The following is a 20,782-nucleotide window of genomic DNA, read 5'->3' as shown; positions in this document are numbered from 1 at the left end:
GACCCGTCGCCCGATGACCCACGACCACGCCCCCCGCAGCGCCGCGCAGGCGCTGGTCGCGCAGCTCCACGCCAACGGCGTGCGCCAGGTCTTCACGGTGCCCGGCGAGAGCTTCCTGCCGGTGCTCGACGCGCTCTACGAATCCGGCATCGAGGTGATCACCTGCCGGCAGGAGGGCGGCGCGGCGATGATGGCCGAGGCCCACGGCAAGGTCACGGGGCGGCCCGGCGTCTGCTTCGTGACGCGGGGGCCGGGCGCCACCAACGCCTCGGCGGGCATCCACGTCGCCCAGCAGGATTCGAGCCCGATGATCCTGTTCGTCGGGCAGATCGAGCGGGGCTTGCGCGACCGCGAGGCCTGGCAGGAGGTCGACTACCGGGCCTTCTTCGGGCCGATCGCGAAATGGGCGACCGAGATCGAGGACGGCGCCCGCGTGCCCGAATACGTCTCTCGCGCCTTCCACGCCGCGACCTCGGGGCGGCCCGGCCCCGTGGTGATCGGCCTGCCCAAGGACATGCTGAGGGAGCCCTGTCCGGGCCCGCTCGCCGCGCCCTGGCAAGCGGTCGAGGCCGCGCCCGGCGCGGAGGAGATCGCCCGCATCGGCGCGCTGCTCGCCGAGGCGGAGCGCCCCTTCCTCCTCCTCGGCGGCAGCCGCTGGACGGAAGAGGCCTATGCCGATATCCGCCGCTTCGCCGAGCGCTTCGACCTGCCGGTGGCCACGAGCTACCGGCGCCTGCCGCTCTTCGACCCCCTGCATCCGTCCTACGCGGGCGATCTCGGTCTCGCCGCCAACCCGAAGCTCGTCGCCCGCGTGCGCGAGAGCGACCTCCTGATCGTCCTCGGCGGGCGCCTCGGCGAGGTGCCGAGCCAGGGCTACGGTGTGCTCGACATCCCCAACCCTCAGTGCCGGCTCGTGCACATCCATCCGGGCCCGGAGGAGATCGGCCGGGTCTACGTGCCGCATCTCGCGGTGAACGCCTCGCCCGCCCGCACGGCGGCGGCGCTGGCGGCGCTGCCTGCCCCGAAGAGCATCCCCTGGGCGGAGCGCACCCGCGCCGGCCACGCCGAGTATCGCGCCTGGAGCGAGGAGCCGACGCCCCAGCCCGGCGGCGTCAACCTCGGCGCGGTGATGGTGCACCTGCGCGAGACACTCCCCGAGGACGCGGTGATCTGCAACGGGGCGGGCAACTACGCCGCCTGGATCCACCGCTTCTACCGCTTCCGCCGCCTCGGGAGCCACGTGGCACCGACCGCGGGTTCCATGGGCTACGGCGTGCCGGCGGCGGTGGCGATGCAGGTGCTGCATCCGGGCCGCACGGTGATCTCGCTCGCCGGCGACGGCGACTTCCTCATGAACGGCCAGGAGTTCGCCACGGCGATCCAGCACGACCTGCCGATCGTCTGCATCGTCTGCGACAACGCCAGCTACGGCACTATCCGGATGCATCAGGAGCGCGACTTCCCCGGCCGGGTGCTTGCCACCGACCTGCGCAACCCCGACTTCGCCGCCTACGCCCGCGCCTTCGGCGGCTTCGGGATCACCGTGGAGCGCACCGAGGACTTTCCGGAGGCGCTGCGCGCCGCCCGCGACAGCGGCCAGCCCGCCATCGTCCACCTGAAGATCTCGACGGATGCGATCTCACCCGGCGCGACGCTGGAGGCGATCCGGGCCGGGGCGCTGAAGGGGCGGTGAGGGGATAGCGGCGGGCGCGGGCCTCCCGCGTCCGGCCTCGCCGGATTTTGTGATGTCTCCGGAGAGATCCTGCCGATCATGAGGCGGCTTGTATTATTGATTGTGACCGGATCGTTCGTGGGGGCCATCGCTCTGCTTGTCGACGCAGCTATCGAAATCAATCGAGAGATCGATCGGTGCGATGACCAGAGTCATGATAGCTATATCTGGGACGACGATGCGCGTCGGCTCGCGTGCCGAAGATAGGCGTTGCTCGGCATTCGACCGTGGACACCGCTTTGCCATACGGCAACAGGAAGTCGATCCCGCCGTCCATGCACAGCACCAACGCAGCCGACACATTCGTCCTCGTCTCGCCTGACTGCCCGGCTCAGGCCGGGCAGGCGCCGGGCAGGGAAGGCAGCGTCGCCTGGCATCAGCACCGGCTGCTCGCCGGTGCGCCCTACGCCCTCACGAGCGACGAGCTGCTGTTCGAGGTCCACGCCCTGCGCGGCGGGATCGAGACGGCGGAGCGGGAGGCGGCACGGGCCGCGTTCTTTGCCAAGCCCCAGGCCTGCCTGCGGGCCTCGCCGCTGGTGAAGCGCTACGGCTGGGGCGTGCATCATGACGCGCACGGGCGCATCGCGATCCATGGGATCGAGACGGAGGGCTACCGCGACCTGTCGCAGCGCCCCGGTCTCACCATCGTCAGCGGAATGCGCAGCCGCCGGGCCTGAGCCGGCTCAGGCGTGCGCGAAATCCCAGTAGAGCTGGCGCGCCCTGCGGAACATCGGGCCGGGCTCGAAGCGGCGCTCGTCGAGCGCCGTGACGGGGGCGAGCTTGGCGAAGTTGCCGGCGGTGAAGACCTCGTCGGCCGCCTGGAAGTCGGCGTAGCTCAGGGTCTCCTCCACCACCGTGACGCCGGCGCCGCGCAGGAGCGCGATCACCCGGGCGCGGGTGATGCCGGCGAGGAAGCTGCCATTGGCCACGGGCGTCCGCACCACGCCGTCCTTGGCGAGGAAGGCGTTGGCGTTTGCGAACTCGGCGACGTTGCCGAGCGCGTCGCGCAGCATGCAGTTGCCGAAGCCGCGCCCGTAGGCCTCGGTCAGGGCGCGGGCGCCGTTCGGGTAGAGGCAGCCGGCCTTGGCCTCGACGGGAGCGCAGTCGGCGGTCGGGCGGCGGTAGGGGGAGAGCGTCGCCCGCACGCCCGTGGGCAGCGGCATCGGCGCGACGTAGAGGCAGAGCGCGTGGTTGGTGCTCTCAGGATCGAAGCGCACGCCGCCGGCGAAGCCCTCCTCCGCCCAGTACATCGGGCGGATGTAGAGCTCGGCGTCGCGGGGGAAGCGGGAGAGCCCGTCCGCGACGAGCTCAGCCCATAGCCCCTCGCTCACCGTGGGCTTGAGCCCCATGGCGGTCGCCGAGCGGTTCACCCGCGCGAGATGGCGGTCGAGGTCCGGCGTCACGCCCTCGAAAGCGCGGGCGCCATCGAAGACCGTGGAGCCGAGCCAGGCGCCGTGGGTGCGCGGCCCCATCATGCGCACGTTGCCGGGGTGCCAGGCGCCCTCGAAGAAGGTCCAGGTCGACTCAGGGGCGGAGGTCATCGCTGGGGCTCCCGACGAGGAGGGTTCGGTCTCTCGGACGACTCAAAATCGGGCGCGATCCCCTCTCCCCGCGTGCGGGGAGAGGGGTCGATCAACTCAGGCCGCCTGGCCGAAGCCGATCGGGGCCGGGGCGGGCTTCCTGACCATGCGCTGCAGCCGCCCGATCACCCGCATGGCGAGGCCGACGAGCTTGGGCTGCGTGCGCCGGCAGAAGGCAACCTTCCGCACGTAGCTCTCGACGTGCCAGTCGCAGACGGCACCGCGGGGCAGGAACAGCACGTCGCCGGCGGTGAAGGTCTTCACGGTGCCGCGGCGGTCGTCGATCGTCGCCGAGCCCTCGAGGAAGTAGATCGTCTCGTCGATGTCGTAGTGCCACTCGAAGCGGCCGGCGGTGCAGTCCCAGACGAGCGTGCTGGCGAGCCCGTCGGCGCTCTTCGAGAGGACGTGGTTGCGCGCGGCGGGCGCGCCCTCGCGGATCCAGCTCGGCTCGATCGGCGCGGAGACCAGCTCCACGTTCGTGACCGAAGGGACCATCGGCGTCGTCGACATCGTGCTCTTGCCTCCCTCGAATGCGCGCGGCGGATAGCGGGCCGGCACGGGAACCGCAACAAACAGAAACCGGCCCGTTTTCTCAAGAGAAGCTTTCGCCCGTAGTTAATCGGAACGATTGAAATCTTCGCCGTTACGATCCGGGAGAGTGATCAGTATCGGGACGTGGACGCCGACGATCTGTTTCGTCCAGAGACTCCGCGCGATGCCCCGATGCCCGCACGATCGCGTCCGATCCGGGGCGAATGCTCAACGATTCACCTTCGTTCCGAGGTGAGGACCCGTTTACCGACGTTCTTCACCGGATCGGCCGCGCCCGTCCCGCAGAGATGTGGTTCGGCGCTTGCGCCATCACAGGCTCGGGCACCCCAGGCGCCCCGGAACGGGACACTTCCATGCGCAGCGAGACCATCGCCGTCCATGCCGGCTACCAGGACGACCCCACGACGCACGCCGTCGCGGTGCCGATCTACCAGACGGTGGCCTACTCCTTCGACAGCGCCGACCACGGCGCCGCCCTCTTCAACCTGGAGGAGGAGGGGTTCCGCTACAGCCGCATCGCCAACCCGACGGTCGCCGTGCTGGAGAAGCGCGTCGCGGCGCTCGAGGGCGGCCACGCGGCGCTCGCCGTGGCGACGGGCCAGGCCGCGCTTCACTACGCCATCGCGACGCTGGCCGACCGGGGCGGCAACATCGTCTGCGTGCCGCAGCTCTACGGCACCACCCACACGCTGCTGGCCCACGTGCTGCCCCGCCAGGGCATCGTCACGCGCTTCGCGGCCAGCGACCGCCCCGAGGACATCGCCGCGCTGATCGACGACGAGACCCGCGCCGTCTACTGCGAGTCGATCGGCAACCCCGCCGGCAACATCTGCGACATCGCGGGGCTCGCCGAGGTGGCGCACGCCGCAGGTGTCCCCCTCGTCGTCGACAACACGGTGGCGACGCCGATCCTGCTGCGCCCGATCGAGCACGGGGCCGACATCGTCATCGCCTCGCTGACCAAGTTCATGGGCGGCCACGGCACCACGCTCGGCGGCGTCATCGTCGAGTCCGGCCGCTTCGACTGGCGTGCGAACGCGAAACGCTTCCCGATGTTCTGCGAGCCGGACGTCTCGTATCACGGGCTGGTCTACGCCGATCATTTCGGGCCGAGCGCCTTCGTGGCCCGTGCCCGCAGCGTCTACCAGCGCACCACCGGCGCGGTGCTGCCGGCGCTCTCCGCCTTCCTGCTCCTCCAGGGCATCGAGACCGTCGCGCTCAGGGTCGAGCGGCACGTCGCGAACGGACGCCGGGTCGCCGAGTTTCTTCGCGCCCATCCCGGCGTCGCCTGGGTCAACTACGCCGGCTTCCCCGACAGCCCCCACCACGCCATGGCGGTGAAGTATCTCGGCGGCGAAGGCTCCTCGCTCCTCACCTTCGGGGTGCATGGCGGCTTCGAGGCGGGCAAGCGCTTCTACGACGGGCTCAAGCTCGTGAAGCGCCTCGTCAACATCGGCGACGCCAAGTCGCTCGCTTGCCATCCGGCCTCGACCACCCACCGCCAGATGACCCCGGCCGAGCAGCGCGCCGCCGGCATCCTGCCCGAGACGATCCGGCTCAGCATCGGCATCGAGCACGCCGACGACATCCTGGAGGACCTCGCTCAGGCTCTGGCACAGGCGGCGCCCGCCCTTCCCGCCGAGGCCGCCTGACATGGAGGGCCTGCACAGCCGCGAGACCTTCGAGCGCCACGACGCGGCGCCGGACGCGATCGCCCTGCATCGCCCATCCGCGCGCCGGGCGCTGCCGCCCCTGCGGGTCGGTCTCCTCAACAACATGCCCGATGCCGCCCTGATCCAGACGGAGCGGCAGTTCGGCCGCGTGGTCGATGCCGGCGCCGGCCGGCGCGGGGCGCGGCTGCTGCCGTTCTTCCTCGACGGCGTCGCCCGCGGCGAGCAGGCTCGCGCCCACATGGCGCTCGCCGGATACGCGCCCGCCAGTGCCATCCCCGCGGCGGGGCTCGACGCGCTGATCGTCACCGGCTGCGAGCCGAAGGCCGCGCACCTGAGCGACGAGCCCTATTTCGAGGCCTTCGGCGAGACCGTCGGCCGGGCCTGGGCGCGGGGCACGCCGACCCTGTTCTCCTGCCTCGCGGCGCATGCCGCCGTGCTGCATCTCGACGGCATCGAGCGCCGCAGGTTGCCGGCAAAGTACTCTGGCGTCTATCGCTGCGAGCGCGTCGCCGACCATCCGCTCCTGATGCGCGTGCCCCGCGTCACGCCGGTCCCGCATTCCCGCTGGAACGACCTGCCCGAGGCCGATCTCACTGCGGCCGGCTACATGGTGCTGCGGCGCTCGGCGCAAGTCGGCGTCGACCTGTTCCTGCGCGAGCGCGACGGCGGCCTGTTCGTCTTCCTCCAGGGCCATCCCGAGTACGACGGCGACAGCCTCGCCCGCGAGTATCGCCGCGACGTCAGCCGCTTCCTCGGCCGCGAGCGCGCCGACTGTCCGAGCCTGCCCGCCCACTACTTCCCGGCGGACGCCGCCCGGCGCCTCTCCGACTTCGCCGGCAATGCCGCGCGCATGCTGGCCGAGGGCGCCCCGCGCGCCGCGCCCTTTCCCTCGATCGACGTGGAGCCGCCCCTGCGCGCCGCCTGGCAGGCGGGGGCCGCCTCGCTGATGCGCGGCTTCCTGACCCTCGTCGCCGAGCGCGCCGCCGCGGCGCGGGAGGCTGCGTGATGGATCGCGTCGCCGATCATCCGGACCTGCGCGAGGCAGAGCCCGTCATGCACGAGGGCATGTCTGCCGACGCGCCCCAAGTCCCGAAACAATCGTCCACCGCCGGCTGGATCGGCGCGCTCGCGCGCACGGCCCGCATCGATGCGGAGCCCGCCCGCACCTTCCCCGTGGTCGTCGACGGTCTCGCCGCCCTCCACGGCGACGCCCCCGCCCTGATCGGCGAGGGGGACGAGCGCCTGAGCCATGCCGGCCTCGCCGCTTGCCAGAACCGCATCGCCCGCTGGGCGCTTCGTCAGGGAATCGCCAAGGGCGACACGGTCGCGCTGCTGATGCGCAACCGGCCCGAATACGTCGCCCTCTGGCTCGGGCTGACCCGGGTCGGCGTGCGGGTCGCGCTCCTCAACACCCACCTGCGCGGGCCGAGTCTGGCCCACTGCCTCACCGTGGCCGAGCCCCGGCACGCCATCGTCGAGGCGGCGCTGCGGCCGGCTTTCGAGGAGGCGCGCGCGCATCTCGATACAGCGCCCCGCCTCTGGCCGGCGGAAGACCTCGAAACCGCCGTCTCGGCGTTCGACGGCGGCCCGCTACGCGCGGAGGAGGAGCGGGGCGTCACCCTCTCCGACGAGGCGCTGCTGATCTACACCTCGGGCACCACGGGCCTGCCGAAGGCGGCCCGCGTCAGCCACCACCGCATCATGATGTGGACGCATTGGTTCGCCGGGCTCATCGACCCGCAGCCCGACGACCGCATGTACGACTGCCTGCCCCTCTACCACAGCGTGGGCGGCATCGTGGCGGTGGGCGCACCGCTTCTGGGCGGGGGCTCCGTGGTGATCCGGGAAAAGTTCTCGGCGCGCCGCTTCTGGGACGACATCGTCGCGGAGCGCTGCACGCTGTTCCAGTATATCGGCGAGCTCTGCCGCTACCTGGCCGGCAGCCCGCCGCACGCCCTGGAGCGGGCGCACGCCCTGCGGCTCTGCACCGGCAACGGGCTGCGGCCGGACGTGTGGGAGCGCTTCCAGGAGCGCTTCGCGGTTCCCCGCGTGCTCGAGTTTTACGCGGCGACCGAGGGCACGGTCTCCCTCTACAACGTCGAGGGGCGGGTCGGCGCGGTCGGCCGCGTGCCGAGCTTCATGGCCCACCGCTCCCCGGCCCTGATCGTGCGCCACGACCACGAGACCGGGCTACCCTGGCGCGGTCCGGACGGGCTCTGCCAGCGCGCGCCCCGCGGCGAGGCGGGCGAGCTGCTCGGGCGCCTCTCCGACAAGGCCGAGCACCGCTTCGAGGGCTACACCGACGCCAGGGAGAGCGGCCGCAAGGTCCTGCGCGACGTGCTGAAGCCCGGCGATGCCTGGATGCGCACCGGCGATCTGATGCGCCAGGACGCGCAAGGGTTCTTCCACTTCGTCGACCGCATCGGCGACACCTTCCGCTGGAAGGGCGAGAACGTCGCCACCACCGAGGTCGCGGAGGTGCTCTCCCTCTGCCCCGGCGTCGAGGAGGCGGCGGTCTACGGCGTCGCCGTGCCGGGCGCGGACGGGCGCGCCGGCATGGCCGCGCTCAGCGTCGGACCGGACTTCGACCTGGCGGCGCTTTCCGATCATCTCGCCGCGCGCCTGCCGGCCTACGCGCGGCCGGTCTTCCTGCGGCTGACGGGCGAGATCGGGCGCACCGAGACCTTCAAGCAGAAGAAGGCGGCGCTCGCCGCCGAGGGCTTCGACCCGGCCCGCATCCGCGATCCGCTCCTCGTCGCCGTCGAGAGCGCCTACCGGACCCTCGACGCGGCGCTGTTGGCGGAGATCGGGGCCGGGCGCTTGCGCCTCTGAGCGGCCCGAAAGACGTCGGGGCCGCCCTCCGCGAAGGAGGACGGCCCCGGACGGACCGAGACTGTATTGCCGGCTATTGGAATGTGCCGGCGCGGACCGCTTCCACCATCCGGGCGATGGCCTCGATCGAGTGGAAGTTCTGGGGGTTCAGGCAGGAGGGCGGGATCATGATGTCGAACTCGGCCTCGACGGCCAGCATCAGGTTCACGAGGTCCAGCGAGGTCAGCCCGACCTCGGTCAGCGCGTCCTCGGGCCGGAAGGCGGCGACGGTCGCGTGGCGGGCGGCGATCTCGCCGGCCAGCGCCATGGTGCGGTCGACGGTGGCGGCGAAGGCTTGCGGCATCTCGGTTCCTCGAAGGCTTGCGGGTCAGGGCGTCTCGCGCGCGTGCGGTGCCGTGCGCCGTCCATGGACTCCAGTTAGATTTCGAGAAGTCGACGGTCAACGTCTATGCAAATTTAACGATGAATTTGGTTAAATTTATCAAGTTTCGAATGAGCCGGGATTCGAGAATATCTGCAACTCGATCTTAGTTTCGCAAGCGCCTATTCTCCGGACATCCGATCGATCGTTCGCGAATGCCGCGGATGATCATCGCGCCGGCCGGACCATCCGCCGAGGACGAGCATGACGATCCAGTATCCCAACCCCACCTCCCCCCTTGCCGGAGCCGACGACATCCGCGCGCGAGCCGCCGCCGCGGCCGCCGTCGCGAGGCTCCACGCCGAGGCCGTGGACCGCGACGGCCGCTTCCCGGCGGAGGCGATCGAGGCGCTGAAGACCGGCCGCCTCCTCGGCGTCGGCATCCCCATCGCGCTCGGCGGCGAGGGCGCCTCCGTCGAGGCGCTGGCCGAGGTCGCCTATGTGCTGGGCAAGGCCTGCTCCTCCACGGCGATGATCTTCGCCATGCACCAGACCAAGGTCGCCTGCCTCGTGCGGCATGGGCAGGGCGCTGCCTGGATCGAGGGCGCCATGCGCCGCATCGCCGGCGAGCAGCTGCTGATGGCCTCCTCGACCACCGAGGGGCAGGGGGGCGGCAATGTCCGCTCCAGCGCGGCGGCCGTCGAGGTCGACGGCGATTCGGTCGCCCTCGACCGGGCCGCGACGGTGATCTCCTACGGCGCCCAGGCCGACGGCATCGTCACGGTCGCCCGCCGGGCCAGCGAGGCGGCCGCCTCCGACCAGGTGCTCTGCGTGTTCTTCCGGGAGGACTACACGCTCGAGACCGTCAGCGGCTGGGAGACGCTCGGCATGCGCGGCACCTGCAGCGCCGGCTTCCGCCTTCGTGCGAAGGGCAGCCCCGAGCAGGTGCTGCCCGCCCGCTACGGCGAGATCCACGGCCGCACCATGACGCCGGTCTCGCACATCCTCTGGTCGAGCGCCTGGGCCGGCATCGCAGCGGCCGCCGTCGAGCGGGCGCAGGCCTTCACCCGCGTCGCCGCCCGCGGGGCCGGCGGCCAGATGCCGCCCGGCGCCGTCCACTACGCCCGCGCCGTATCGAGTTTACGCCAAGCCCGCGCGCTGATCGCCCAGGCCATCGACCGCTACGAGGCCGCCGCCCCGGAGAGCCTCGACGCGCTGGACGCGCAGACCGCGCTGACCATGCTCAAGGTCGAGGTGTCCGAGCTGGCGCTCGCTGCCACCAACGGCGCCCTGCGCGCCAACGGATTAGCCGGCTACCGTCAGGACGGCGACTTCAGCATCGGCCGCCAGCTCCGGGACCTGCTCTCGGCGCCCGTGATGATCCACAACGACCGAATCCTCGCCAACCTCGCCACCGCGACGCTGATGGCCCCCGTGGCCGCGTCGCTCCGCGCCTGATTCCTTCGGAGGAGCCCGACCCATGAACATGCAGGTCCTCGACGCCCCGGCCGCGCCGCCGAAGGTCGATCCCCTCGACGCCTTCTTCGACGCGATGTTCCGGCCGATGAACGCGCAGGGCGTCTACGCCCGCACCGGCGCCTACGAGTCGGTGGTGGAGGCGCTCTCCGCCCTCATCTCGTCGCGGCGCGAGGCGGATACGGAAGTGTTCCGCTTTCCCCCCGTAATGAGCCGCGCGCATCTGGAGCGCCACGGCTACCTCAAGAGCTTCCCGAATCTCCTCGGCTGCGTCTCCTGCCTCGAGGGCAGCGAGGCGGAGATCCGCGCCGCCGCCGACCTCCACGCGGCGGGCGCCGAGTGGACCGACGAGCTCCAGACCGCCGACCTCGTGCTGACCCCGGCCGCCTGCTACCCGGTCTACCCGATCGCCGCCGCCCGCGGGCCCGTGCCGGCGGAGGGCTACCGCTTCGACGTCGCCTGCGACTGCTTCCGCCGGGAGCCCTCGCCCCATCTCGACCGGCTGCAGTCTTTCCGGATGCGCGAGTACGTCTGCATCGGCACGCCCGAGCAGGTGAGCGCCTTCCGCGAGCGCTGGATCGGCCGCGCCGCCGCGCTCGCCGACGATCTCGGCCTGCCCTACACGATCGAGCAGGCGAGCGACCCGTTCTTCGGGCGCGTCGGCCAGATCATGGCCTTCAGCCAGCTGGAGCAGTCCCTGAAGTTCGAGCTGCTGATCCCGCTGCGGGGGGCGGCCGCCGGCACCGCCTGCATGAGCTTCAACTATCACCGCGAGCATTTCGGCACGACCTGGGACCTGCGCCACGCCGACGGCGAGCCGGCCCATACGGGCTGCGTCGCCTTCGGCATGGACCGGCTCGCGGTGGCGCTCTTCGCCACCCATGGCGGCACGATCGCCGAGTGGCCGGCCTCCGTGCGCGACGCGCTCCGGCTCTGATCCCGCGATGCCCCTCGACCCTCACGCCCGCCGCTTCCTCGACCTCATCGCCATGGGCAGCGCGATGGGAGCGGGCGGCGAGGCCGGCATCGAGGGGAAGCGCCGGGCGCTGGCGAACCTCTCCCGGCTCTGCCGGCCGCGCAACCTGCCGGAGGCGCTCACCCGCGACCTCGACCTGCCCGGCCCGGCGGGGCCGCTGCCGGCCCGCCTCTACGGGCCTGTCGGCGCGGAGGCGCAGACGCTCCTGCCGGGCCTGCTGTTCTTCCACGGCGGCGGCCTCACCGCCGGCGACCTCGACACCCACGACACGATCTGCCGGGCGCTCGCCGCGTCCGGGGGCCTGCGGGTGCTCAGCATCGCCTACCGGCTCGCCCCGGAGCACCCGTTCCCGGCGGCGCTGGAGGATGCGGCGGCGGCGCTGGCGCATCTGCGGGCCGAGGCGGCCGGGCTCGGCATCGATCCGGCCCGGATCGCGCTCGGCGGCGAATCGGCCGGCGCCGGGCTCGCCGCGCGGCTCTGCCAGGAGCGGGGGAGGGAGGGCATCGCCGCGCAGCTCCTGCTCTGCCCGGTCCTCGACCTGGCGGGTACGACGCCATCGCGGCAGGACTTCGCGAAGGGCCACTATCTCGACGCGGGCACCGTCGCCCGCGACATCGCCGCGCTCGGCCTCACCGAGGCGGAACTCGCCGACCCGCGGGTCTCCCCTTTGCGGGAGCCGGACCTCGCCGGGCTGCCCCCGACGATCCTGCACACCGCCGCGTTCGACATGATGCGCGACGAGGGCGCCGCCTACGCCGGGCGCCTCGCGGAGGCCGGCGTGCCCGTCCGCCACACCTGCCATCCGGGCATGATCCACGCGTTCTACGCGCTCGGTGCCCTGGTGCCGGCTTCGGCGGCGGCGCTCGCTTGCATCGGCGCGGAACTGGCCGATCTGCTGCAACCGCAGGCTGCCGGCGGCTCTCCGGAGCGGCACGCAGCCTGAGAACGGCGTCGGCCCGGCGCCGGGACCCTCTGGCACGAAAGCTGCGGAAGCCCTCGCGGTTATCCACAGCGATCGGGCCCATGCATCTCGACAGCGCCGATCTCGACCGACCCGCGTCGCTGACCCTCTGGGAGAGCGGTCCCACCGCGCCGAAGGCCGTCGAGCCACACTCCTACGGCAGCCTCCGGCTGGCGCTCGCGGAGGCGCGCCGGGCGCTCGCCGAGGACGACGCGACGCCCTGGATCACCACCGATTCGGGCCTGATTCTCACGCCCGGCTGGCTGCGCGCGCATTTCGCGCGCATGGCGATGCCGCGATGGAAGGAGCGCACCGCGTCCGGCGCCGTCGCGGCGCGTGCGCCCCTTGAGGCCGCGCTCCGGCAACGCCCGCGCGAGGCCGCCCCGCCGCCCGGCTGATTAGCCGGACAGGCGCGCCGAGCCGTCGGGCTGCGGCAGCAGGCCCGGATTCCAGGCGACCTCCCAGAGCGTGCCGTCCGGGTCAGCGAAGTAGCCGGAATAGCCGCCCCAGAACGCCTCCTCGGCCGCCTTCACCAGGCGGCCCCCGGCGGCGACGGCGGCGGCGAGCACCGCATCGGTCTCCTCCCGGCTGGCGGTGTTGTAGGCGAGGGTGAAGCCGCGAAAGCCCTCGCCCTCCGCCGGCACGCCCGCATCCGCGGCGAGGTTCTCCCGCGGGTAGAGCGACAGCACGGTGCCGCCCGCCTGGAAGAAGGCGACGCCGTCCGAGGCGATGGCCGCCCGCGTCCAGCCGAGCGCCTCGTAGAAGGCGACGGCGCGGGAAAGGTCGTGCGTGCCCAGGGTCACGAGGCTCAGGCGCGGCTGGATCATCTCAGGGCTCCCCCTCGGGCGCCGCCGCTTCCTCCGGCGGTGCCGGGGCGAGCCTCGGCGCGAGGCTCGGCATGTGCTGCTCGTGCCAGAGGCGCAGGCGCGTCAGGCTCGGATGGGCGAGGTTGCGGGCGAGGTAGCCCTCGATGCGCGGCAGGTGGGCGAGGTAGCCGGGCTTGCCGTCGCGCTTGTCCAGTCTCGCGAAGATGCCCAAAATCTTGGTGGCGCGCTGCGCGGCGAGCACCGCGTAGGCGCGGGCGAAGCCCTGCACGTCGAACTCCGGCTCGCGGACGCGGCGCTCGCGGGCGTAGAGGCCGAGGAGCCGCAGCTCGAACTCGGCGCTGGTGTCGACCCGCGCGTCCTGGAGGAGCGAGGCGACGTCGTAGGCCGGATGCCCGAGCACCGCGTCCTGGAAGTCGATGAGCCCGACCCGCTCCAGCCCCTCCCGCTCGGGAAGCCAGATCAGGTTGGGGGAGTGGTAGTCGCGCAAGGTCCAGGTCTGGCGGCCCTTGTGGGCGATCCCGAGCGCCTCGGCCCAGAGCGCCACGAACTCGGCCCGTGCCGGGCGGGTGAGATCGACGCCGGCGACCGCCGGAGCGTACCAGTCCGGCATCAGCTCCGCCTCGAACAGCAGCGCCTCGGCGTCGTAGGCGGGCAGGGCGTGGTCGATCCCTTGGGCGACGGGCAGCACCGCGGGCAGCTCCGTGGCGTGGAGCTTGGCGAGGAGCCGCGTTGCCTCCGCGTAGCGCTCGGGTCGCGGGCCGGCGGCGTCGACCACGGGCTCGGCGCCGAGGTCCTCAAGGATCAGGAGACCGGCGGCGAGGTCCTCGCCGTAGATGCGCGGGGCGGAGAAGCCCAACGCCCTCAAGGCCCGGTCCATGGCCACGAAGGCGTCGACCCGCTCGGCGAGCTTGACGATGGCGCTGTAGGACTTGCCGGCCCTGACCGGCGGCCCGTCGGGGCGGGCGGGCGAGATCATCAGCACGGCGCTCGACCCGTCGGGCTTGCGCAGCCGCTCGTAGCCGCGCGAGGAGGCGTCCCCCTGCATGTGCTCGCGCTCGGCCTCGTCCCAGCCGGAGGCGGCGAGCAGCCTGCGGATCGCCCGGGCCCGGTCGATGCGCTCGCGCATGCCGTCGGTGCCGTTGATGCGCACGAGGCGCGCCTCCGGCCCGAACTCGGGCCGCAGCGACAGATCGACAGAGAGCGTCGGCCCCTCGCGCGGCGGCAGCCGCTCGGGCCACTCGACGAGGGTGATCGCGTCCTCGGTCATCTCCTCGAAGCCGAGCTCGACGAGCTCGTCCGAGCCCCGCAGGCGGTAGAGGTCGGCGTGGACGACCGCGGTCCCGTTCGCCGCCTCGTAGGGCTGCACCAGGGTGAAGGTCGGGCTCGGCACCTCGAGCCCGTCGTCGCGGGTCAGCTCCCGGATCATCGCCCGGGCGAGCGTCGTCTTGCCGCCGCCGAGGCCGCCGGAGAGCGCGACGAGGTCGCCGGGCATCAGGAAGCCGGCGAGGAAGCGCCCCATGTCCTCGGTGGCGCCCTCCTCCGGCAGCACGACCTCCCAGGCCGGCGGACCTTCGGGCGTGCCAGCGAGCGCGGCGTCCGGGAAGGAAGGCTCCGACATGGTCTCGCTCACCGCCGCCCCCTCCAGAGCCCGTCCATGGCCATCCGGGCAACCCGGACCGCTCCGGCGTTCATAGGGCATGAACGTTAACCGGAATCCGGCCGGGCGTCGAAGGCGGCGCCGGGCGCTGCGGGTGCGGCCCTCACAGCGTGAGGAAGGCGGCCACCAGCCCGAGATCGGTCAGGGCGTGCAGCATCTGGTCGAAGCCGAGCAGCCACCAGAACTGCACCTGGCCGGGATTCCAGCGGCCGGTGCGGGAGACCAGCGTCTTGCACCGGTCGACGCAGAAATGGATCGCGAAATCGATGAGCGCCAGCCACCACAGGCGGGGCATGACGACGAGCGCCACGATCAGGGTGGCGGCCGCGTGGCAGGCGGCGTGGGCAGCGAGCGGCGCGAGCCAGCCGCGGACGCGCTCCTTGCCGTGCGCCATCCAATCGGTCTGGAGGACGAAATCGGCCACGTAATGCTTCACGATCATGGTGCCGGCGAGCACCACCATCGTCCAGACCGGAACCAGCACCCGTTTCCCCCCGAGCCGTTCCCCGAGCGCCGGCCGCGCGTTGCCGTGGGCCGACGACGCGACCTTGGCTTCAAGCGTGGGCCCTCCGCAAGCCGCCCCGCCGCCGCCGATCCGCGGACCGTGCGGGCCCGCACGGCGCGGGCCCGGCGCGATTGACACGCGCGCGCGTTGTGCGCTGCGATGCGCGCGCCGCAGGCCCCGCGGCGCAGCCTGGAGACATCGCCCGCATGGCCCTTCCCCGCCTGTCCGGATACGCGCCGATCGCGCTCGCCCTCCTGCGCGTCGTCTCGGGGCTGCTGTTCCTCGAGCACGGCACCCAGAAGCTCCTGAACTTCCCGCCGCGCTCGATGCCGGCGCCGGAGCTGCTCTCGCTCCTCGGGGTGCAGGGGGTGATCGAGATCGTCGGCGGCGTGCTGATCATCCTCGGGCTGTTCACGCGGCCGACCGCCTTCCTCCTCTCGGGCAACATGGCGGTGGCCTACTTCATGGCCCACGGGTCCAAGAACTTCTTCCCGGCAGTGAACGGGGGCGACGCCGCGATCCTGTTCTGCTTCGTGTTCCTCTATCTCGCCGCCGCCGGCCCCGGCGCCTACAGCCTCGATGGGCGCGGACGTCGGTTCTGACCGGTCTCAGGTCTCCTCGCGAGGCAAGGCCGCCAGCCCCGCGGGCCAGGCGTCTCCGCGCAGGCGCTTGATCCCCGCCTCCCGGCGGGCGGCGTAGGTGCGCCTGAGCCGGCTGCTGCCCCAGGCGTCGAAGTTGTGGAGCCCGCCGATCTCTCGGGCCTCCTCCGGCGTCGGTGCGGTGGCGAGGCGCAGCAGAGGGGCGGTCAGCGCCAGCGGCCCGAGGTCGACCGGCACGCTCGCCGAGAGCCGCTCGATCTCGGCGACGCCCGCCCGGATGCCGGCCTCGATCTCGGCGGCGACGCCCGGAAGGCGCGGGTCCGCGTCGCGGCCCGGATCCTCCTCGAAGCGGGGGCCGCCGTCCGCGCCGCGCAGGCAGCCCCGCACGGAGCCGTGGGGGGCGGAGAACAGGAGCTCGGCCGCCACCCGGTTCTCGTAGAGCGCTTTTTGGGTTCTGGCCGGCAGTCCGGCCTCGGCCAGCAGCGCGGCGGCGTTCGCGACCTCCGCGCGCAGGCAGAGGTAGTAGCCCCGCACCGAGACCCCGACGAGGGGCGCCAGCGCCCGCTCCAGGGCGACCTGTGTGGAACCTCGCCAGCCGAGGTCGAACACCCCAACACGCATGCCCTCCCGCAGGCCCGCCTCCCGGCAGGCGGCGTGGAGGCCGCGCCGGGCCGCGAGGCAGGCCTGGAGGATCGGCCGGCGTATCACCCGGAGCAGAGACTCGACCGCGCGCTCGTTGCGGCGGGTGAAGGGCGTCTCCGCCGACAGGCCGAGATCGGCGAGCAGGCTCTCCGCGGGGGGATCGAGGCCGATGCGCTCGAACAGCTCTCCGACCGTCAGCCCGAGCCCGCCGGAGAGCAGGAACGGCACCAGCGCCTCGAACTCCCGCTCGCTCGCGCCGGCGAGCGTGAACAGCACCCGCGAGCCCCGGAAGTAGCGGGCCGGCACCGCCTCCTCCGGCCAGAGCCCGGCGAGCCCGTAACCGTCGCGGGACAGGAGCAGCATGAGGTCGAGGCGATCGGCCTTCGCCTTCTCCGCGAGCCAGCGGCGCAGGGCGAAGGTGGCGGGCGCGCCCGCCGCGAAGCCGACCCGCCACCAGAGGGAGCGCGACGCGTCGAGCCCGGCATAGGTGCCGAGCCCAGCGGCGACCGCGTGGGCGGGGCCCGGACCCGCCGGCACGGGTCGGGGATGGGTCGCCGCGTAGTGGACCGTCTCGATGCCCCGCTCGCGGCCCTGGCGCACGTCCGACTCGGCGTTGTCGCCGATGTGGAGGATGCGGCCGGGCGGCACGCCGAGGGTCTCGGCCACGAGGGTAAAGAGAGCGCCGTCGTCGCGCTTCGTCGCCTGCCTCTCGCTCGACACGAAGAGGTCGGCGAAGGCGAGGCCGTGCGTGGCGCAGAGTTCCTCGAAGAAGGCGCGCGGCAGATACATGTCGGAGAGGAGTACGCAGGGCTTTCCCGCCGCTCGGGCAACGGCGAGCACCGGCAGCATCTCCGGGTTCGGGCGCAGCACCGCCTGCTCGATCTCCCACTCGGAGCGCTTCAACGTCTCGGCTGCCACGCCGAGATCGGACAGGAAGGCGTAGATGCCGTCGAGGTCGATCTCCCGGCGGCCGGCGGCCCGCATGACCCTGAAGGCGTCCCGCTGCGCAGCGATCCGGCGGCGGCGGAAATCGGGAAGCCCGTGCCGGGCTCCGACGAGGTCGAACACGTCCTCCGGGCTCGCGACGAAGCGCACGAACAGCGTGTCGAACACGTCGAAGGACACCACCTCCGCCGCCTCGATTCTTTCTGACCAGCGTTCCGCGAGCGAGGGTGCGGTCATGGGCGCATCGGCCGGAACAGGCCGCTGTTCGGCTCTAAGTTCGGGTTGTGGAAGGGGTCGTGGGCGAGGAAGCCCGGGTGCAGGTCCCAGAGCCGGCGCCGGTCGGCCAGCAGCCGCGCCTGCTTTCCCGGATCGGCATCGTCGGAGCCGCGGCTCGCGGATTCGTGGTGGGTGACGACCGCCGCCTGGCAGACCACGTTGTAGAGGCCGGCCCCGTGCAGGCGCAGGCATAGCTCGACGTCGTTGTAGGCGACCGGAAGGCTCTCGTCGAAACCGCCGACCCGCTCGAACTTTTTTCGCTCGATCATCAGGCAGGCGCCGGTGACGGCGAGCCAGTCGTACTCCAGCGTGTCGCGGCCGAAATCGGCGGGCCTGGTGCCGGGCTTGCGGTAGAAGGCGTGGCCCGGCCCGTCGAGGAGGTTCACGACCCCGCAGTGCTGGATGCTGCCGTCGGGAAAATGCAGCCGGGCGCCGACCGCCCCGACATGGGGCTGCTGCGCGTAGCCGATCATCCGCTCCAGCCAGTCGGGGGTCTGGGGCTCGGTGTCGTCGTTGAGGAAGAGCAGGATCTCGCCCGTCGCGTAGGCCGCGCCGCGGTTGTTCAGGGCCGAGTAGTTGAAGGGGCGCGGATCGGGCAGCACCCGCACGTTCGCCCGCCGTCCCAGCGCGTCGAGGGCGCTCAGCGTCTCCGGCGCGTCGCTGCCGTTGTCGAGGATCAGGAACTCGACCTGGCTCCAGGTGCTGCGGGTCTGCACCGCGTCGAGGCAGGCGGTGAGGAGCCGCCCGTTGTTGCGGCTCGGCACGACGATCGAGACGAGGAGCTCGCCCTGCGGCGCGTAGTTCACCCGGAACTGGCCGGGCAGGCCGGCGACCGGCTCGACGGTGCCGGGCGTGCCGCGGCGGACGAGTGCGTCCTCCTTGAGCCGGCGGACGGCGTCGTGGGCGTAGGGCTTGGCCTCGGCACCGGAGGCCAGCGACTCCGGCAGGATGCGCCAGTGGTAGAGGACCCGCGGCACGTGGGCGATCCGGTCGGTACGCTCGGTGATCCGCAGCGCGAGGTCGTAGTCCTGGGCGCCGTCGTAGCCGGAGCGCAGCCCGCCGACCGCCTCCACGAGGCTCCGGCGCATCGCCGTGACGTGGCAGGTGTACATGATGCTCATCAGGGCATCGGGGGACCAGTCGGGCTTGAAAAAGGGCGAGGCGTAGCGGCCCTCGCCGTCGATCTTGTCCTCGTCGGAGTAGACGAAATCCGCCCCCGTGCGGGCGATGGTCCGCGCAAGCTCGTAGAGGCAGTCCGGCGTCAGCAGGTCGTCGTGGTCGAGGAAGACGATCGTGTCGCCGGTCGCCTCGGCGAGCGCCGCGTTGGTGGTGGCCGCGATGCCCCGGTTCTCGGGCGCGCGCAGGATGCGGATGTTCGGATGATCGATGCGGTCGAGGGCGGCCTTCGTGTCGGCGCGGGTGCTGGCGTCGTCGACGAGGATCAGCTCCCAGTCCGGGTACCACTGGGCGACGACCGAGGCGACGGCCGCCTCGAGGAAGCGGCCTTCCACGTTCCAGACCGGGGTCAGCACCGAGAAGCGCGGGCGCTCGCCGAGCGCGGCGAGCGCGCCCGCGAGGTCCGCCGGCGGGCGCGGCGGCAGGTAGCAATAGGCCCGCGCCTTGCGCTCGAAGCGGTAGCCTTCGTGCCCGTGCGACAGCCCGCGGAAGGGCGGCCGCAGGGCGCGGGAGAGCCTCCGCGACAGGGCGCGCGGGATCAGGCGCAAGACGGAAAACCCGCGCTCAGGCCCGCGCCTGCCCGAAGGCGGAGAGGATGCGCGCCCAGGAGCGGGCGCCCTTGTGGAAGCTCGTGAGCGCGTATTTCTCGTTCGGCGAGTGGATGCGGTCGTCGTCGAGGCCGAAGCCGATCAGCAGGGTGTTGCGGTCGAGGAGCCGCTTGAAGTCGCCGACGATCGGGATCGAGCCGCCGGCGCCCACCGTCACCGGAGGCACGCCCCATTCCGCCTCGAGCGCGGCCTTGGCGAGCGCCAGCTCCGGCATGTCGTAGGGCAGCGCGATCGCCCGCGAGCCCTTGTAGGTGATGACCTCGACCTTGCAGTCCGCCGGCACGCGCTCGCGCACGAAGGCCTCGAAGGTCTTTGCGAGCACCGCCGGGTCCTGGTCGCCCACGAGGCGGAACGAGACCTTGGCGCTGGCGGTGGAGGCGATCACCGTCTTGGTGCCCTCGCCGGTGTAGCCGCCGATGATGCCGTTGACGTCGCAGGCCGGGCGCGACTGCACCATCTCGAGGATGAGCCGGCCCTTCTCGCCCGCGGGCTCGCTGAGGCCGATCGGCCCCAAGAAGCTCTCGGCGGTGAGCCCCAGGCCGCGCCACTGCTCCAGCACCTCGGGGGGCGTCTCGCGCACGCCCTCGTAGAAGCCCGGCAGCGCCACGCGCCCGTCCGCATCGTGGAGGTCGGCGATGATCCGCGAGAGGACGTGGATGGGGTTTCGCGCCGCGCCCCCGAAGAAGCCGGAATGCAGGTCGCGGTCGGCGCAGGTCACCTTCACCTCGAAATAGGCGAGGCCGCGCAGAGCCGTGGTGATCGCCGGCGTCGTCGGGTTCCACATGCTGGTGTCGCAGACGAGCACGATGTCGGCGCCGAGCTTCTCCCGGTTCGCCGCGACCCATTCGGGCAGCCCCTGCGAGCCGTTCTCCTCGGCGCCCTCGATCAGGATGGTGACGCCGCAGGGTAATTCGCCCTCCATCGCCTTGAAGGCGCGGCAGGCCTCGATGAAGGTCATCACTTGGCCCTTGTCGTCGGAGGCGCCGCGTCCGACGATGCGCTTGGCCCCGGCATCCTCCGCGATGTGCGGCTCGAAGGGCGGCGTCTCCCACAGCTCCAGCGGGTCGACGGGCTGCACGTCGTAGTGTCCGTAGAACAGCACGTGCGGCGTGCCGGGCTTCGGCGCATGCGCCAGCACCACCGGATGCAGCGAGGTCTCCTCGACGCTCGTCTCGAAGCCGAGCGCCTCGAGATGCCCGTGCAGCCAGGCGGCCGCCTCGCGGCAGTGGCCGGCATAGGCCGGGTCCGTCGAGATCGAGGGGATGCGCAGGAAGGCGAACAGCCGCTCCAGGGCGTTGTCGAGGTCGCGGTCGATGTCGTTCAGGATCGGTGCGAGGTCGGCCATCGGGTCTCACCTGATGCGTCGCGGGAGCGCTCCGCCCGAGCGTTAGACGAGCGGAGCGC

The 20,782-nt window shown here is 72.2% G+C and carries 19 protein-coding genes; 10 read left to right on the top strand and 9 right to left on the bottom strand.

Annotated elements, in window-relative coordinates; genetic code table 11:
• Positions 1–13: 13 nt before the first annotated feature.
• Both MFF04_RS14390 and MFF04_RS14385 read left to right on the top strand, forming a co-directional pair.
• Positions 14–1,693 carry a thiamine pyrophosphate-binding protein gene (locus MFF04_RS14390; RefSeq protein ID WP_238276746.1) on the top strand — a complete coding sequence of 560 codons (1,680 nt, stop codon included), beginning with the start codon at positions 14–16 and terminating at the stop codon, positions 1,691–1,693.
• A gap of 314 nt (positions 1,694–2,007) precedes the next feature.
• On the top strand, positions 2,008–2,409 hold the full coding sequence (locus MFF04_RS14385) for a DUF6157 family protein (RefSeq protein WP_238276745.1): 402 nt from the start codon (positions 2,008–2,010) through the stop codon (positions 2,407–2,409).
• Positions 2,410–2,415: 6 nt separating this feature from the next.
• Here the strand turns inward: MFF04_RS14385 and MFF04_RS14380 are convergent, their stop codons facing one another.
• Positions 2,416–3,273, bottom strand: a complete 858-nt coding sequence (locus MFF04_RS14380; protein WP_238276744.1) for a branched-chain amino acid aminotransferase — start codon at positions 3,271–3,273, stop codon at positions 2,416–2,418.
• 96 nt (positions 3,274–3,369) lie between these two features.
• Positions 3,370–3,822 carry a cupin domain-containing protein gene (locus MFF04_RS14375; protein WP_238276743.1) on the bottom strand — a complete coding sequence of 151 codons (453 nt, stop codon included), beginning with the start codon at positions 3,820–3,822 and terminating at the stop codon, positions 3,370–3,372.
• A 395-nt stretch (positions 3,823–4,217) separates the two neighbouring features.
• Between MFF04_RS14375 and MFF04_RS14370 the strand changes: the two genes are divergently transcribed.
• The 3 genes from MFF04_RS14370 to MFF04_RS14360 are packed head-to-tail and all read left to right on the top strand — an operon-like array spanning position 4,218 to position 8,369.
• Entirely contained in the window at positions 4,218–5,516 is a 1,299-nt protein-coding gene (locus MFF04_RS14370; RefSeq protein ID WP_238276741.1) for an O-acetylhomoserine aminocarboxypropyltransferase/cysteine synthase family protein, read from the top strand.
• A 1-nt stretch (position 5,517) separates the two neighbouring features.
• Positions 5,518–6,543 carry a homoserine O-succinyltransferase MetA gene (metA, locus tag MFF04_RS14365; protein ID WP_238276739.1) on the top strand — a complete coding sequence of 342 codons (1,026 nt, stop codon included), beginning with the start codon at positions 5,518–5,520 and terminating at the stop codon, positions 6,541–6,543.
• Positions 6,543–8,369, top strand: a complete 1,827-nt coding sequence (locus MFF04_RS14360; RefSeq protein ID WP_373320069.1) for a long-chain-acyl-CoA synthetase — start codon at positions 6,543–6,545, stop codon at positions 8,367–8,369. The genes metA and MFF04_RS14360 overlap by 1 nt, the downstream gene beginning before the upstream one ends.
• A gap of 73 nt (positions 8,370–8,442) precedes the next feature.
• Here MFF04_RS14360 and MFF04_RS14355 read toward each other — a convergent pair whose 3' ends face one another.
• Entirely contained in the window at positions 8,443–8,712 is a 270-nt protein-coding gene (locus MFF04_RS14355) for a phosphopantetheine-binding protein (protein ID WP_238276737.1), read from the bottom strand.
• A gap of 282 nt (positions 8,713–8,994) precedes the next feature.
• Between MFF04_RS14355 and MFF04_RS14350 the strand changes: the two genes are divergently transcribed.
• The 4 genes from MFF04_RS14350 (at position 8,995) to MFF04_RS14335 (ending at position 12,541) form a co-directional block, all read left to right on the top strand.
• On the top strand, positions 8,995–10,188 hold the full coding sequence (locus MFF04_RS14350) for an acyl-CoA dehydrogenase family protein (protein WP_238276735.1): 1,194 nt from the start codon (positions 8,995–8,997) through the stop codon (positions 10,186–10,188).
• A 22-nt stretch (positions 10,189–10,210) separates the two neighbouring features.
• Entirely contained in the window at positions 10,211–11,143 is a 933-nt protein-coding gene (locus tag MFF04_RS14345) for an amino acid--[acyl-carrier-protein] ligase (protein ID WP_238276733.1), read from the top strand.
• Positions 11,144–11,150: 7 nt separating this feature from the next.
• Positions 11,151–12,125: an alpha/beta hydrolase gene (locus MFF04_RS14340; RefSeq protein WP_238276731.1), complete on the top strand. Its 975-nt coding sequence runs from the start codon at positions 11,151–11,153 to the stop codon at positions 12,123–12,125.
• An 80-nt stretch (positions 12,126–12,205) separates the two neighbouring features.
• On the top strand, positions 12,206–12,541 hold the full coding sequence (locus MFF04_RS14335; protein ID WP_238276729.1) for a hypothetical protein: 336 nt from the start codon (positions 12,206–12,208) through the stop codon (positions 12,539–12,541).
• Here MFF04_RS14335 and MFF04_RS14330 read toward each other — a convergent pair whose 3' ends face one another.
• From MFF04_RS14330 to MFF04_RS14320, 3 genes are all read right to left on the bottom strand, one after another.
• The gene (locus MFF04_RS14330) at positions 12,542–12,970 is read right to left on the bottom strand and encodes a VOC family protein (RefSeq protein WP_238276727.1); all 429 of its coding nucleotides are present in this window, start codon (positions 12,968–12,970) and stop codon (positions 12,542–12,544) included.
• 1 nt (position 12,971) lies between these two features.
• Entirely contained in the window at positions 12,972–14,588 is a 1,617-nt protein-coding gene (tsaE, locus tag MFF04_RS14325; protein WP_238276779.1) for a tRNA (adenosine(37)-N6)-threonylcarbamoyltransferase complex ATPase subunit type 1 TsaE, read from the bottom strand.
• A gap of 142 nt (positions 14,589–14,730) precedes the next feature.
• Positions 14,731–15,111, bottom strand: a complete 381-nt coding sequence (locus MFF04_RS14320) for a DUF3307 domain-containing protein (protein WP_238276725.1) — start codon at positions 15,109–15,111, stop codon at positions 14,731–14,733.
• Between the two features lie 227 nt (positions 15,112–15,338).
• Between MFF04_RS14320 and MFF04_RS14315 the strand changes: the two genes are divergently transcribed.
• Complete coding sequence (locus MFF04_RS14315) at positions 15,339–15,734, top strand: DoxX family protein (RefSeq protein WP_238276723.1); 396 nt, start codon at positions 15,339–15,341, stop codon at positions 15,732–15,734.
• Between the two features lie 6 nt (positions 15,735–15,740).
• Here the strand turns inward: MFF04_RS14315 and MFF04_RS14310 are convergent, their stop codons facing one another.
• From MFF04_RS14310 to MFF04_RS14300, 3 genes are read right to left on the bottom strand one after another with little or no spacing between them, the layout of a single operon-like run.
• Entirely contained in the window at positions 15,741–17,555 is a 1,815-nt protein-coding gene (locus MFF04_RS14310; protein ID WP_238276721.1) for an HAD family hydrolase, read from the bottom strand.
• On the bottom strand, positions 17,552–19,318 hold the full coding sequence (locus MFF04_RS14305; protein WP_238276719.1) for a glycosyltransferase family 2 protein: 1,767 nt from the start codon (positions 19,316–19,318) through the stop codon (positions 17,552–17,554). The genes MFF04_RS14310 and MFF04_RS14305 overlap by 4 nt, the downstream gene beginning before the upstream one ends.
• A 16-nt stretch (positions 19,319–19,334) precedes the next feature.
• Complete coding sequence (locus MFF04_RS14300) at positions 19,335–20,723, bottom strand: M20/M25/M40 family metallo-hydrolase (RefSeq protein ID WP_238276717.1); 1,389 nt, start codon at positions 20,721–20,723, stop codon at positions 19,335–19,337.
• Between the last annotated feature and the right edge of the window lie 59 nt (positions 20,724–20,782).

The sequence above is a fragment of the Methylobacterium jeotgali genome (genome assembly GCF_022179345.1).
GTDB lineage: Bacteria > Pseudomonadota > Alphaproteobacteria > Rhizobiales > Beijerinckiaceae > Methylobacterium > Methylobacterium jeotgali.
Note: the sequence above shows the minus strand (reverse complement) of the source record. Positions and strands in the feature narration are given on the sequence as shown.

Excerpts from the sequence above, each read along its gene's own strand:
- MFF04_RS14390 (WP_238276746.1), top strand. The coding sequence starts at position 14 with ATGACCCACGACCACGCCCCCCGCAGCGCCGCGCAGGCGCTGGTCGCG.
- MFF04_RS14385 (WP_238276745.1), top strand. The coding sequence starts at position 2,008 with ATGCACAGCACCAACGCAGCCGACACATTCGTCCTCGTCTCGCCTGAC.
- MFF04_RS14380 (WP_238276744.1), bottom strand. The coding sequence starts at position 3,273 with ATGACCTCCGCCCCTGAGTCGACCTGGACCTTCTTCGAGGGCGCCTGG.
- MFF04_RS14375 (WP_238276743.1), bottom strand. The coding sequence starts at position 3,822 with ATGTCGACGACGCCGATGGTCCCTTCGGTCACGAACGTGGAGCTGGTC.
- MFF04_RS14370 (WP_238276741.1), top strand. The coding sequence starts at position 4,218 with ATGCGCAGCGAGACCATCGCCGTCCATGCCGGCTACCAGGACGACCCC.
- metA (WP_238276739.1), top strand. The coding sequence starts at position 5,518 with ATGGAGGGCCTGCACAGCCGCGAGACCTTCGAGCGCCACGACGCGGCG.
- MFF04_RS14360 (WP_373320069.1), top strand. The coding sequence starts at position 6,543 with ATGGATCGCGTCGCCGATCATCCGGACCTGCGCGAGGCAGAGCCCGTC.
- MFF04_RS14355 (WP_238276737.1), bottom strand. The coding sequence starts at position 8,712 with ATGCCGCAAGCCTTCGCCGCCACCGTCGACCGCACCATGGCGCTGGCC.
- MFF04_RS14350 (WP_238276735.1), top strand. The coding sequence starts at position 8,995 with ATGACGATCCAGTATCCCAACCCCACCTCCCCCCTTGCCGGAGCCGAC.
- MFF04_RS14345 (WP_238276733.1), top strand. The coding sequence starts at position 10,211 with ATGAACATGCAGGTCCTCGACGCCCCGGCCGCGCCGCCGAAGGTCGAT.
- MFF04_RS14340 (WP_238276731.1), top strand. The coding sequence starts at position 11,151 with ATGCCCCTCGACCCTCACGCCCGCCGCTTCCTCGACCTCATCGCCATG.
- MFF04_RS14335 (WP_238276729.1), top strand. The coding sequence starts at position 12,206 with ATGCATCTCGACAGCGCCGATCTCGACCGACCCGCGTCGCTGACCCTC.
- MFF04_RS14330 (WP_238276727.1), bottom strand. The coding sequence starts at position 12,970 with ATGATCCAGCCGCGCCTGAGCCTCGTGACCCTGGGCACGCACGACCTT.
- tsaE (WP_238276779.1), bottom strand. The coding sequence starts at position 14,588 with ATGTCGGAGCCTTCCTTCCCGGACGCCGCGCTCGCTGGCACGCCCGAA.
- MFF04_RS14315 (WP_238276723.1), top strand. The coding sequence starts at position 15,339 with ATGGCCCTTCCCCGCCTGTCCGGATACGCGCCGATCGCGCTCGCCCTC.
- MFF04_RS14310 (WP_238276721.1), bottom strand. The coding sequence starts at position 17,555 with ATGACCGCACCCTCGCTCGCGGAACGCTGGTCAGAAAGAATCGAGGCG.
- MFF04_RS14300 (WP_238276717.1), bottom strand. The coding sequence starts at position 20,723 with ATGGCCGACCTCGCACCGATCCTGAACGACATCGACCGCGACCTCGAC.